Origin of the sequence: Paenibacillus sp. FSL W7-1088 (assembly GCF_037969855.1) — a bacterium.
Lineage (GTDB): Bacteria > Bacillota > Bacilli > Paenibacillales > Paenibacillaceae > Paenibacillus.
Window position 1 is genome coordinate 6,491,307 of sequence record NZ_CP150216.1, and the last position, 12,850, is coordinate 6,504,156.

Sequence of the window (12,850 nt, forward strand, 5' to 3'; positions counted from 1 at the left end):
TTTACTATTAGGAGCAAACGTACATGAAAAACATAGAATCATCTGAGCTTGCCAAGCAATTAGAGCAAAAATTAATCGACATCCAGGAACTGATCAACATGGAGCGTGCCGATGATGCCTTCCATGAATATAGCTCGCTTACTGATGAGGTAGAAAAGAACATTTCTATGATAGATACGAGTCTGGCTGCTACAATCTATAGTTCTTTTGCCATTTTTTTGTTTAGAGTATCTGAATACGAATATTTCTATACTATGCTGATAAAAGCACAGGAGTATGGCTATTCATCAGAGGAGATTGAATCCTTCTTGTGGGCTGCTTTTATAGAACCCAACATTTCGGAATTTGAAAGAAATTATGCAGAAAACATTCAATTTCTTCAGTCAGACAATAAACTTCATCTTCAAAAAATCCCTTCATTTCAGGAACTTCCTTACTGGATGCTCCCCATAGGAACAGAGAATGAATTCTATCTCTACAATAAAAAGAACAAACGGATTGAAGAACGGATTGTATTATTTCAATATGAGAGTCTTCAGAAACTTCCGACCGTTGATGCCTTAGCTGATTATTTAGTCATGGTCAATTGGAACTGGAGTAACACCTTAACGTGTATCCAAGCCATCAAAAGCATTAACAAAAAAAGCTATCTCGTAGTGAATGAAATAGGCAAATTCCTCTCGTGCTTACAGGGCAATCTTCTGGATCGTACAATCATTTCGGATGTGGTAGTCACTGACGATATAAGTCAACTGGACTTTTATTTTTCCAACCCCAGCATAAGGCTCCCAAGAAATATTATTGACCTTACACGAAACAAAGCATTAGCCGAAAAGTATATCAATCGGTGGCATAATTTCCGGCTTTCAAAAGAGAATCGAGATGGTTCACACATTTTATTAAGCATTTGCATTCCAAGCTACAACCGCGGAAACCGCGCTTACGAGAATATTCTGGCATTGATGAAATCGTATTATGATGAAGAAATCGAGTTCGTTCTATCCAACAACGGAACTGAAAATGATACAAAGAACTCTTATGCTAAAATCAAGGAGTTAGAGGATTCGCGGATAAAATATTATGAATTTGAGGAGAACCGCGGATTCGCGATCAATTGCTGCAAAGTGTGCGAAATGGCAACTGGGAAATTCATCTTGTTGCTTAGCGATGAAGATTTAATCGATCTTCATTCACTACATCTGATCATGAAGCAACTTGACGAATCATCTGACACGCTGGCTATACTGAAACCATCCGTCTCTAATCATTCCCAGTTAACTGATACCATTAAGGCAGCAGGTCCAGAGGCTTTGGAAGCATTCATGCTTACCTCCAACTATATGTCTGGACTTACACTAAACAATATTTTACTTAAGCAGCATCAAGGTATTGATTATATAAAAAACAACTTGGATAACAAAGTATGTTATTATTACCCACACATGTATTGGGATCTATTACTGGCTCAATACGGAGCCGTGATCAGCACGTCTGTTGTCCTCATTCAAGCGGGTTTAGCAGAAAAAACGAGTTTTTCACAGATGGAACTCGAGAATAGCAAAGTTGAAATTACTCACTATGCTACAATTGAGGGGCGGCTGGAGCAACACGAAGGATTCGCGAAAATCATAAAAGAAATGCAAGTCTCTAAAGAAAACTTTGACTTTCATAGACTTATGTACCTAAAAATTTGTATAAAAACATTGTTCCTTACCAACTTAGCGATTAACGTATACTACAGCAAAACTGGTGTAAATACAGGTGAAATATTGAAAAAATCTTTTCAATTCATGTCTGATCTTGACTTCTATAGGCTCTACGTCAGTACTAATGAAGAAGCATGGACTGCCGATTCCAAAAAAATAAAATCCGTTTATGAAAAATTGAAAAGATAACTCTTGGAGAAATCAACCTTCCACCAAGTAAAAAAAATGAGACCAAGCCTCTGTTGAATTGAAAATCAACAAAGGCTTGGTTTGGTTCTGTCCGGTATTTTGTGTAAGCCCACTAACATAAATTTTTATGTTTTACAAAAATCAATTTACTCACTTGTAGTCGCGTAAGATGACTGGACCTCTGATTTATTACTGAGAGCTTTAATGGCACTAATAACATACCAGGCATCATCATCTGTCATCTTAGGAAACAACGGGAGCGTAATGGTTGTCTCGTAATAACTCTCAGCGTTCGGACACAACCCTTTTTGATAACCTAATTCCTCATAATAAGGTTGCAAATATACTGGAATGTAATGCACATTCACACCAATATTCAAAGCACGCAGCTTGTCGAAGATTTTTTTTCGATTGTCTTCAGAGAATTCTGGCAAAAATCGCACAACGTATAAGTGCCAGCTTGAATTTGCTTTAGGATGCTGATAAGGCAAAACAAGCCCTGGAATATTCGATAAGTTTTTATTGTAAATCTCTACAATTTCCCTGCGTCTACTCACGAATTGATCTAGCTTGTCCATTTGCGATACACCCAACGCAGCCTGGATATCGGTCATTCGATAATTGTAACCGAGTGCCTGCATCTCATAATACCAAGGACCGTCATTCCGAGTCATTTCTTTCGGATCCCGAGTCATGCCATGACTCCGGAATTGGATCAACTTTCGATAGAACCCTTCATCATCTGTTACAATGACACCACCCTCACCAGTGGTTACATGTTTAACCGGATGAAAGCTGAACATGGTCATATCGGCCCATGTCCCTACTTTACGACCTTCATATTCCGCCCCAAGTGAATGAGCCGCGTCTTCAATCACGACAAGACCATGCTTATGCGCAATTCTAGATATTTCATCCATTTCCGCTGGCTGGCCCGAAAAATCGACGGCTATAATCGCCTTGGTACTGGGTGTGATTTTGCGTTCTAGTTGCAAGGGGTCGATATTATACGTCTCCATGTTAATATCACAGAAAATAGGAGTACCTCCCTGGTAAAGCACACAGTTACTGCTTGCCAAGAAAGTTAGTGGCGTGGTTACGACTTCATCTCCTGCTCCAATCCCAGCTGCAAAACAAGCCCCATGCAGTGCGGCTGTTCCATTTGTGAAGGCAACACCGTATTTAGCGCCAACATAATTGGCCACTTTTTGTTCAAAAGCCTGAATAGCAGGCCCTTGTGTAAGAAAATCGCTTCTCAGCACGTCAATAACTGATTCAATATCAGCTTCATCCAGCCATTGCTGACCATAAGGAAGCAAGCTCGACCTCGGTTGATATGATTGGCTCATGAATTGCCCCCCAGTCTTATTTCACAATTACAGCACTGCCACACATATCGCTAATAGGAACATATTTTATATTGTATTCTTTAGAAAAGTCCCTTATCGCGCTTTTTACTCCTGAGAATCGTGAGCTGTTATAATCGTGGACAAATATATATCCACCTTCCTGCATTCGGGGATAAAAATAACGCAACCCCTCTATGATCGGACTATAAAGATCGACATCTATACTTACAAAAACAAATTTTTCTTCTAGATTAGCGGCGGTTTGAGGGAAGTAACCTTTTTTTATGAAACAACGATCCCGTGACACCATTTTATTCAGCACAGTATCAATGCTGGTATCTTTAAATTCACCCACTTGAGCATCCGAAAAATCTTTTGCTTGTTCGTTCAGAATATCTCTTTCATCAAATCCTTCAAAGGTGTCAAATAAATAAAAATCCCGATCATAAAAAGACTGATTAATATATTTTGCAAATTCCCCTTGAAAGACTCCTAATTCTGCGACGCACCCTTCTATATTATTGAAGTATATTTCATCCGCCACTTGCCTAAGAGTCGCTACCCTTGAATCGAGCATATCATTATGGTAATAGTCGATGATTTTCGCTTCTGGAACACCAAGTTCCTCGACCAATTGCTTACGAACTTGCTTCCCATAAATATTGGCGATAATAGCGTAATCGTAGGAATAATCATTAATTTGTGCAGGAGAAATCACCGGCCTCGATAGGAGAGTACTCCCGTGCTTCTGCACATTGTTGTCAACAAATGCGATCACTTCATACTCTTGTCTCAAGGATAAAAATGCTCGATATCCTCCATCGCCAGCACCAAATAAAATAATTTTTTTTGTAGTCACGTTATCCCCCGTTCCTTGATTAAGAACTGCAGCATTGTTCAGTTAAAAGTTATGAAGATAAACCACCTTGCGCAATCCACTGTCTTGTACGGGCAATCCCTTCTTCAAGAGATACCTCTGGTTCCCATCCCAGGAGCCTCTTCGCCTTTGCGGAATTGCAGAGAAGCTTCTCAATCTCGCTTTGAGGGTGAATGTGCTCTACGTGTTTGATTTTGCTAGGGTCCTTGGCAATGAGGGAAGCCAGATCATTAACCGAAATATCTCTGCCCAGACCTGCATTTACAACTTCTCCGTTCACAGCGTCGTTGAATCCCGCGGCCACAACAAAACGGGCACAATCCTCGACATACAGCAAATCACGTGTCTGCGTACCCGAACCGTAAATATTCAGCGTTTTACCGTCGAGTTCATGTTTAATGAAGATGGCAACTACGCCGCCTTCTCCGCCCGTTTTCTGAAAAGGCCCGTACGTATTAAATGGCCGGATCACTACGGTAGGTAGACCATAAGCATAATAATACGAGAGTACCATATTTTCAGCGCCAATCTTGGCACCCGCATATGGAGAAGCGGGTTTGGTTGGATGCAGTTCGTTAATCCCCTTTTCGTCCGTGCAGCGGTCATATACCATACAAGTGCTCATGAATACAACTTTGGTGTCATGCTTACGGCACTGTTCCAGTATATAGAAGGTTCCGATTGTATCATTATTAAAAGTAGTCCGAGGATCATCAATGGAATCCTGAACGTTAATGGAAGCCCCCAAATGATAACAAATCGAGAATTTGTGCTTCTCAAACAGCTCACTCAACAGACTTTCGTCCAGAATGGTCCCTTCAATAAAAGCTTTAAAGTTAGGATGATTCTCAAACTCTGCGATATTGGAGCGGCGCCCATTGGACAAATCGTCCAAAATCCATACAAAATGACCTTCTTCCAACAAACGCTTGGCAACCCATCTTCCAATAAAACCAGCGCCACCTGTCAGCAAAATATTTTGTCCCATATTAAATAACCTCCCAAGTGAGTGGTGTGCCTTTAGCCACGTCTTTGGATACCTTCCGTCCCAAAAGCTCATCTAAATATTTGGTAGGCAAGCCCATACCAGGCCGAATCGCCTTAATATTGTCCCTTGTCAGCACATCTCCCTGTTTCAAATCTTTGGATATATACAAAGAACGCCGATGCTTAAGTGACGGTTTTTCACGCTCCGTAGCACCATAGGTGATCTTTCCAAGAGCCTGCCAGGCTCTCTCCGATTCAGTCACAAGCGCTTCAAGTTCCTCCGGCTCCAGGGAAAAGGCCGAGTCAACTCCACCATCTGCGCGCCGAAGCGTGAAATGCTTCTCAATCACTACCGCTCCCAGAGCTACTGCTGCCACAGATACACCAACCCCCATTGTGTGATCGGATATACCGACAGAGCATCCAAAAAGCTCCTCCAAATGGGGAATGGTTAAAATATTGGTATTTACGGGTGTTGCAGGATACGTACTTGTACATTTCAGCAGCACCAGATGTTCACAGCCAGCATTACGGGCTGCCCTAACTGTCTCATCCAGTTCAGCAATGGAGGCCATCCCAGTAGATATAATTAAAGGTTTCCCAGTTGCAGCCACTTTGCGGATCAACTGAATATCCGTATTCTCAAATGAGGCAATTTTATATGCAGGAACATTCAGGCTTTCCAGGAAGTCCACTGCAGTTTCATCAAAAGGAGTACTGAAAGCCAGCATTCCTAGTTCAGCTGCCCGGTCAAAGATGGGCTTGTGCCATTCCCATGGCGTATAGGCCTCCTGGTATAAAGAATACAGGGAATTCCCCTTCCAGAGACTATTGGGATCTTCAATAAAAAAATCGCCTTCATGGATGTCCAAGGTCATGGTATCTGCAGTGTAGGTCTGCAGCTTTAACGCATCCGCTCCGGCTTTGGCAGCTGCTTCTACAATTTGCAAAGCACGCTCCAGGGACTGATTGTGGTTTCCCGACATCTCAGCAATGACAAACGGTTTATGGTTGCGACCGACCCAGCGATCGCCGATTTGAAAATGCATTAATTGCTTCCCCCTTCAAATATAGATAAGATAGGATGTCTTCCCCTACTTCTTGTTTCCTCCATTAGAGCTAATCCTGCTCTGCTTTTTTCTTCGAGCAGCTTCGGATTATCCAGTATCTTCTCCAATATGGATATAATTTGTTTCTCATCTATGTTTCCACTGGATCCAATGTTCCACACGATTCCACGTTTTTCAGCTTCAGCTATCGTCTCTTTCTGATTATCGGCGACACTGGTCACCATTGCAGGAACTCCCATGAAGCAGCGCTCCCACATGGATATTCCACCAGCACCAATAGCCAGATCCGCCCAAGCAAGAAGTTCTGCCATGTTGTGCTCCTCGTAGAACTGTACTTGAGGAATTTTGGAGAACATTTCTCCAAGGTGTTTTTTTAATGGATTAGCTGGTCCTGCCACTATAACAAACTCAAGCCTTTTTCCTACTCCGCTGAGCACAACAGGAAGCATCTTGGCCAGTTCGTTTGTTGGGTCACTACCACCGAAGTTCACAATCACCCTGTGACATTGTTTTCGAATAAGCGTTCTTTCCCTATACTCAAAAAAGTCACTTTGTAACAACGCATACTCTGGACCCAAAAATTTCTGCGTCTGATGTGGAACAAGGTCATCATACCTATGCTTCAAATTGAAATATAAATTTTGATCTAATAATATATCACAATCATGGCATCTATTAGCTAAATCATCTACGACCAGGATTTGTTGTGTATACGGACGCAACTTTCGCTCCCACCGTATGTCCAAACCATAATGATCTACGATCAAAAGATCGCATCGACCGTTCAGAGCGAATATGGTCTCCCGTGCATCGTGTTCTGCATCAACCTGAGGCTGGTCTGCTTCAGGAAGAAGTTTAACCAAAAATCCCTTACCCATAATATCTTCCAACAGAACTTGGGGTATATCTCTGTTACAGATAAACAGAATATCAGAAATCACTTTCTCGCTGATCATGGTTGCTAGAGCAAGGCATCTTTTGACGTGACCCGTGCCAATGCGCGCAGAAGCGTTACTGCGTATAACGATGCGTATGCTCATGTTTGTGTCTTCCATTTCACTAGCACCCGAAGCAGTTCATGAAGTGTCTCGATTTCAGCCTCAGCGTTATATTCTACCGATTTCATAACATTCTTGAAATGTCCCTTACGAATTCTAATGGTGCGAAATCCCAAGGGTTTGATTCCTACAAAATCTTTATTGGGGTTATCTCCGACGTATACAATCTCATCAAATCGAACCTTTTCTCTTTTTGCAATAAGTTCAAAACAATAGGGAGAAGGTTTTGAACGATGATGGCCATACCTGTAAGTGATATAGCATTTTTCGACCCGATCTTCCAGTCCAAGCGCTTTTATTTTATTGTACTGAACATTTTTATTTCCATCAGTAACAATGTACACTGGATATCCTAGTTCCTTAAGGCGAGATAACACTAAATCGGCATCAGAAGATAGCTCAATTAGAGGCTGATGAAGTCGGTATTCGGATAGACATCTCATAACATTGCGACGGGTCTCCAATCCATAATAAGAAAGCACTCTATTGAAGACTTGACCTCTACCCTCTTTTTCCAAAACATCGCACATAATTTTGAAGGCTTCCTGGGCATTCACCTGAAAATGCTCATTCAACAGCCGAGCAACCGATTTAAAACCGCTTCGGACAAAAGTCAATTCTTCATATAATGTGTCATCTAAATCAAATACAACCACTTTCATAAAATCAAATCCTCCGCATGACGGATAAGCATCATTTCCTTCTCCCCTCTTTGAAAAGGGAACTCCCTCAAGCTTGCCCCTGTACTTTCCTTATAGAACCAAAAGAAACTGTCCAGTCCCATCGCCACTGCCAACGTTGATGCCCCGCCGAAACGGCAGTTACATTCAATAATGTGGGGGGAATTTTTCTCGTCGACTATAACCTGAAACATAACATGGCCCCGCAAATTATATTTTGACGCAATCTCTTTACACAATTTTTCAAGCTCAGGGTAACGAGTTGTTGTTGTGATCTGCGACTCACCATTAACGATCCGATTCCTCTTTCTGGCAATTGCCCCTTGCGGAAATGAACTCCTGTTTAAATACAAATCAATGCTGTACTCTGCTCCTGCAGTAAACGGTTGAAACACAGGCGATTTCATATTTTCAGCGATCCTCAATGCATCCTTCGCTTGAACACCAATCCCTGCACCAACCGAACCAGCGCCAAGACGTTCTTTCACAACAAATGAACCCGAATGGTTAGGAGAAGGTAAAATCAATTCTTCAAGGCTCGTGAATGTCGGAATAACGGGATAGCCTTGCTTACGAAGTACCTTATAAAAGTACAACTTGTCGAGACAGAGCTGCACAGCCTCTGCTTCGGATATCATCACCTTAATCCCGGACTCGTTTAATAGGTGTTGATGCTCGGCGAAATATGCTAATTCTCCGTCGCGACTAGGGAAAATGACCGATATGTTTTGTTTATGGCAGTACAAAATAAGATCGTTCACAGATAGCTGATTTAGGGACGGACACTGCCAAAACATGTCTACCCAATATCGTCCTATACAATCGGCACTCGAATCAGCCCCGTACAAAATTGCTCCTGGATGGGCACGCTGGAGGGCACGCTTTATAGCTTTAATCATCGGCACCTTTTGGCTAATGCTCATCATTAAAACATTCATGCGAAAAACCTCTCTTTTATTGGAGGGTACGTCACTCACCCAGTTTTTTTTGGATTACTTCTGCATTAATTAGTGGAAGATCAGGGTAACGTTCAAAAAGCTCTATGATTTCTTTTATATGAAAGATCCCCCCCGAGTATAGCTCATGAAATATGCGTGAGATCAACTCCCAATCCTCATTAGTATCCAAAGTTAAGCGGTATTGACTGTAATTCTGAATGCTATCATATTCATGAACCCGAAACAGATCTCGGTTCCCATAAATGTAAGGAGTAACATGTTCACGCTCATACTCGCGTTTTGCTTGTTGGAAAGATTTCTCCAACGCCCGAAAAGTAAAAACCTCGGTATCTAGTCCTCTAGGAAATGTACCACTTAGTCCACTACTTGAATAGTCATATCCATTTTCAATAAAGTGCTGTATAACCTCATTCGAAATGATCGGATCCAGCAGCGGACAATCCGAAGTAATGCGAACAACCACATCAGCATTACCTTCCCTTGCTGCTTCATAATAACGGCTGAGCACATCTTCTTGACTGCCTCGGTAATAATCCACACCATAATTAGCAGCTTCTGAACAAATGACTTCATCTTCATCATTGGTAGTCGTCGCTACGATAACTTGATCGACTGAGGGGATCGCAAGGACCCTTGTAATAACATGTCCCAGTACGGTCCTATCCCCCAGCATCTTCATTACTTTGCCAGGAAGACGGGTAGAACCCATGCGTGCTTGTATGATAGCGGTAATCTTCATTTCATTTCCCCTGCTCTTTTATAATGTCAAAGTTAAAGACCACTCACTGAGCCATATCCCTATTCCTTAATTGCATAGATGACAGCTGAACGTCCCAGATCAAGCTTGGCTAATGAATTGTACAACCGTTCCAATAGTTCTTTACGATCCGTTTCTATAAAAGAATTCTCGAAGTTAGAGATGATAGAACCTGCCTTTGCTTGTTCATCCTTATTCGTATGATAATTCAATCCACAATACTGATTTGTATAGAATTCCAACAAAATTTTCTCGGAAGGAATGGGATCAAGATGTTTAAACCACAGCTTTTGCAGTCAATAAGCCGTACATTGTTCTGTTCCCAAAAAAGATCATAAAGATGTTCCGTTTCACACCTACTTTTGCCTCCTAGCTATTATAATCTTTTCTTTATACCATATTTTCTGAATGCAGCCAGTCGAACACTACTGATTTACTAACCGGTCTTAATGTTGTCTCAGGAGTTTCGATGGCCATTGCTGATTTATTACCTTTGATCAAAGAAGGGATAATGAACATGTCCTCCTTTTCTACTGCAATAAGCTGTTCATCGAGAGTCATGAGCTCCTCATAACGCTTTTCGCCAGGGCGAAGTCCAATACACTTTATGCCTATGCTCTTATCCATATCATATTTTTTGGACACCATCTCTACCACAACTTCGGCCAGGTCTCCAATCCTAATCACTGGCATCTTCAGAACAAACACTTCCCCACCACTAGCCAACTCATTTGCCTGCAAAATCAATTCTATAGCCTGTGTTGGTGTCATCATGTACCGGAGCATATCAGGATCTGTAATTGTAATCTCTCCGCTCTCCAGAATCTGCTTCTTGAAAAGAGGAATTACTGACCCTCTTGATCCCATTACATTCCCAAATCTCACTGAAGAAAAAATGGTTTTTCTGGAGCCTTTTTGATATTCGGCAGCCGAAATCAATCTTTCAGCTGTAAGTTTGGTTGCCCCGTACGTATTAGTTGGCGAGATAGCTTTATCCGTACTTGTGAACAGCACTTTTGTGACATTATTCTCCAAAGCGGCCTGTATCACATTTTGTGTACCTATTACATTGGTCTGAACGGCCTCGAATGGATTATATTCGCAAGATGGAACATGTTTCATCGCTGCAAGATGAAACACATAATCAATCCCCTCCATAGCTCTTGTCAATCGTTGAAGATCCCTAACGTCACCAATCAGGTATCTTAGTCGGTTCGCATCTTCCTGAAACTCGATGTTCATTTCATATTGCTTGTGTTCATCTCTACTAAAAATACGAATAACTTGTGGCTCCTCTTGCAACAATCTTCTTACCAAATAATTACCGATCGTTCCGCTTCCACCAATAATCAAAATTTTCTTGCCAAAATATTCGTTGTACATTACTCACAACCGCCTTCTACAAGTTAATGGCATCAATTCTCCGGATGGACTCTTCGAACACACTTTTCAGCATTGGAATCTTACTTTCGATTTGCTTAATCAAGGTTCCCAAATGTTTATGAATAAGGTCTGCTTTTCGAATCAAATTCTGCTCAATGGCTATCAATGGCTGATGCTGGTCAAAATGCGCAATTTCAAGCGGTAAAACAATCTCATAAATGGCCGAGAACCATTCTCTGTAAACAATGTCAGCCCAGGCTTTTTCAATTTCTGCGATGAGTTGCTGACACTTGGCAGGTTTATTTCGGCTCATTTCCCGAATGGTATTCATCTTTTTTTCAAGTACTGACAGTTCATCTTTCATAACATCCAAATCATTCATTGTTGTAATAATTTTTTCTCTTACGGGATAGATCAAATCCGCATTAGCCCAGCTTCTGCCGTTAAATAATCCAGTAACTTGATCCAAAACAAATTCGTTATGTCTGACCAGTTCATACACCTGTTCTATTGGCTTCCAAATGGTTCCTTCCAGAGATACTCCATATCTTGTGGAATTGATAAATTCGATCCCAGGTAAGGCTTCGAATAGATTTTCAAGTGAATCTTTCATAAAAATAAAGCTATCGCTTGCTTGATTATACGAGCCTTGAACATTCAATACTTTATGGGGTGCATTTTCAACAAGGGATGCAATTTTCTCTTCATCTGCATGCTCGACTCCATCGGTATAAAACTGTCCTCCCGGGAAAGACAGGTCCTGCCCCATTAAAATGACTCTTCTGGCGCCCATCCATACAGCAGCCTGAATCGCTGTTCCCGTTACAGTCGGAGTGGGTGACAAAGCTGTCTCTGCTTTTTCAATCCCCATAAAATATTGAGATATCTCATCATTGCTCATTACAGCATGTATTTTATTATTAATTTTCCGATCCGTTATTTCATAATAAGACGTAGACGCATATAGAAGAGGGGCTTCCAATGATTTCGGATCCAAGAACACCTTGCCATTAATCGGCCCACCATCTAGTGTAACAGCGATGTGCGGCTGTATGCCATGTTTAACAAGGGCCTGAATGCTTGATCCGGCACTTAGTATAAGCGCATGGGGGTATAAGCGATTGATCCAATCTATGTCTGCTTTTAGAGAAGGACCTGAAGCTACAACCACAGCCGTACTATTCGGAAAAACATTCTTTAAGCTTTCTATGGAAATAGATGACAGCATATCGGCAATTTGGTACAGTCCATTACGAACCCAATCTTCCTTAAAAAATTGATGGGTTTTCAAGTTCGATTGATACGTTACTTGAAACTTTTCAAACTTGCTCTTTATCTCTCTTAAAACGTCCATTTCCCGCTCCAAATAATAGCGAAGAGCCACAAATGCAAGAGTCTGCTGCATATGGACAGCAGCCATATAGAAGACTGAATTTAATTGTTCTTCCCCAATAGCTATATAATGAAGATTACGGTGGTTCAGCAAATCCCTAAGGTCATAGTTCATCAAAGTCTTGTAAAATTGAATAATGTCAGGCTCATACACATACAACAACCGGTCAGGGTATATATCTAACAAGTCAGCGATGGCCAGCCCTTGGGCGAACCCATATACGAAAATGCATTCCGTACTTTCAACGGATTGGCGAACGGCCTGAAGCCATTCATGATCTGGTTCAACCCTCTCGATATAAGTGGAGGTCCCTTCCGTAATGGAAGTTTCGACTTCAGCGATTTTATGTGCTACATGAGAAAAACGCTCTTTCAGTACATTTAAATTTAACATTAAATTGGTCAAATCGACATACCACCATTCTGGGCTTTATATTTCATTT

Annotated in this window: 12 protein-coding genes; 1 reads left to right on the forward strand and 11 read right to left on the reverse strand. The window is 41.5% G+C overall.

The window, feature by feature from the left end:
* Window positions 1-23: 23 nt before the first annotated feature.
* The gene (locus tag MKY42_RS29390; RefSeq protein WP_339846678.1) at window positions 24-1,895 is read left to right on the forward strand and encodes a glycosyltransferase; all 1,872 of its coding nucleotides are present in this window, start codon (window positions 24-26) and stop codon (window positions 1,893-1,895) included.
* Window positions 1,896-2,041: 146 nt separating this feature from the next.
* Here the strand turns inward: MKY42_RS29390 and pseC are convergent, their stop codons facing one another.
* The 11 genes from pseC to MKY42_RS29445 all read right to left on the reverse strand — a co-directional run bounded on the left by pseC (window position 2,042) and on the right by MKY42_RS29445 (window position 12,813).
* Window positions 2,042-3,244 (reverse strand): UDP-4-amino-4,6-dideoxy-N-acetyl-beta-L-altrosamine transaminase, encoded by a 1,203-nt coding sequence (gene pseC / locus MKY42_RS29395; protein WP_339846681.1) that lies wholly within the window; start codon window positions 3,242-3,244, stop codon window positions 2,042-2,044.
* Between the two features lie 16 nt (window positions 3,245-3,260).
* Window positions 3,261-4,103: a TylF/MycF/NovP-related O-methyltransferase gene (locus MKY42_RS29400; protein ID WP_339846683.1), complete on the reverse strand. Its 843-nt coding sequence runs from the start codon at window positions 4,101-4,103 to the stop codon at window positions 3,261-3,263.
* Between the two features lie 49 nt (window positions 4,104-4,152).
* Window positions 4,153-5,109, reverse strand: coding sequence for a GDP-mannose 4,6-dehydratase (locus MKY42_RS29405; protein ID WP_339846686.1), 957 nt, complete (start codon window positions 5,107-5,109; stop codon window positions 4,153-4,155).
* A gap of 1 nt (window position 5,110) precedes the next feature.
* Window positions 5,111-6,157, reverse strand: a complete 1,047-nt coding sequence (gene pseI / locus MKY42_RS29410; protein ID WP_339846689.1) for a pseudaminic acid synthase — start codon at window positions 6,155-6,157, stop codon at window positions 5,111-5,113.
* Window positions 6,157-7,233 carry a UDP-2,4-diacetamido-2,4,6-trideoxy-beta-L-altropyranose hydrolase gene (pseG, locus tag MKY42_RS29415; RefSeq protein WP_339846692.1) on the reverse strand — a complete coding sequence of 359 codons (1,077 nt, stop codon included), beginning with the start codon at window positions 7,231-7,233 and terminating at the stop codon, window positions 6,157-6,159. Before pseG ends, pseI begins: the two co-directional genes overlap by 1 nt.
* Window positions 7,215-7,898, reverse strand: coding sequence for an HAD family hydrolase (locus MKY42_RS29420; protein WP_339846694.1), 684 nt, complete (start codon window positions 7,896-7,898; stop codon window positions 7,215-7,217). Before MKY42_RS29420 ends, pseG begins: the two co-directional genes overlap by 19 nt.
* The gene (locus MKY42_RS29425; RefSeq protein WP_339846696.1) at window positions 7,895-8,854 is read right to left on the reverse strand and encodes an ATP-grasp domain-containing protein; all 960 of its coding nucleotides are present in this window, start codon (window positions 8,852-8,854) and stop codon (window positions 7,895-7,897) included. Before MKY42_RS29425 ends, MKY42_RS29420 begins: the two co-directional genes overlap by 4 nt.
* Window positions 8,855-8,885: 31 nt before the next feature.
* On the reverse strand, window positions 8,886-9,614 hold the full coding sequence (locus tag MKY42_RS29430) for a glycosyltransferase family protein (RefSeq protein ID WP_339846699.1): 729 nt from the start codon (window positions 9,612-9,614) through the stop codon (window positions 8,886-8,888).
* 59 nt (window positions 9,615-9,673) lie between these two features.
* Complete coding sequence (locus MKY42_RS29435) at window positions 9,674-9,877, reverse strand: hypothetical protein (protein ID WP_339846700.1); 204 nt, start codon at window positions 9,875-9,877, stop codon at window positions 9,674-9,676.
* Window positions 9,878-10,022: 145 nt separating this feature from the next.
* Window positions 10,023-11,015: a UDP-N-acetylglucosamine 4,6-dehydratase family protein gene (locus MKY42_RS29440; RefSeq protein WP_339846703.1), complete on the reverse strand. Its 993-nt coding sequence runs from the start codon at window positions 11,013-11,015 to the stop codon at window positions 10,023-10,025.
* 16 nt (window positions 11,016-11,031) lie between these two features.
* Window positions 11,032-12,813 carry a 6-hydroxymethylpterin diphosphokinase MptE-like protein gene (locus MKY42_RS29445; RefSeq protein ID WP_339846705.1) on the reverse strand — a complete coding sequence of 594 codons (1,782 nt, stop codon included), beginning with the start codon at window positions 12,811-12,813 and terminating at the stop codon, window positions 11,032-11,034.
* Between the last annotated feature and the right edge of the window lie 37 nt (window positions 12,814-12,850).

Bases quoted from the DNA above. Each gene is read 5' to 3' on its own strand.
- MKY42_RS29390 (WP_339846678.1), top strand. From the start codon at position 24: ATGAAAAACATAGAATCATCTGAGCTTGCCAAGCAATTAGAGCAAAAA.
- pseC (WP_339846681.1), bottom strand. From the start codon at position 3,244: ATGAGCCAATCATATCAACCGAGGTCGAGCTTGCTTCCTTATGGTCAG.
- MKY42_RS29405 (WP_339846686.1), bottom strand. From the start codon at position 5,109: ATGGGACAAAATATTTTGCTGACAGGTGGCGCTGGTTTTATTGGAAGA.
- pseI (WP_339846689.1), bottom strand. From the start codon at position 6,157: ATGCATTTTCAAATCGGCGATCGCTGGGTCGGTCGCAACCATAAACCG.
- pseG (WP_339846692.1), bottom strand. From the start codon at position 7,233: ATGGAAGACACAAACATGAGCATACGCATCGTTATACGCAGTAACGCT.
- MKY42_RS29420 (WP_339846694.1), bottom strand. From the start codon at position 7,898: ATGAAAGTGGTTGTATTTGATTTAGATGACACATTATATGAAGAATTG.
- MKY42_RS29425 (WP_339846696.1), bottom strand. From the start codon at position 8,854: ATGAATGTTTTAATGATGAGCATTAGCCAAAAGGTGCCGATGATTAAA.
- MKY42_RS29430 (WP_339846699.1), bottom strand. From the start codon at position 9,614: ATGAAGATTACCGCTATCATACAAGCACGCATGGGTTCTACCCGTCTT.
- MKY42_RS29440 (WP_339846703.1), bottom strand. From the start codon at position 11,015: ATGTACAACGAATATTTTGGCAAGAAAATTTTGATTATTGGTGGAAGC.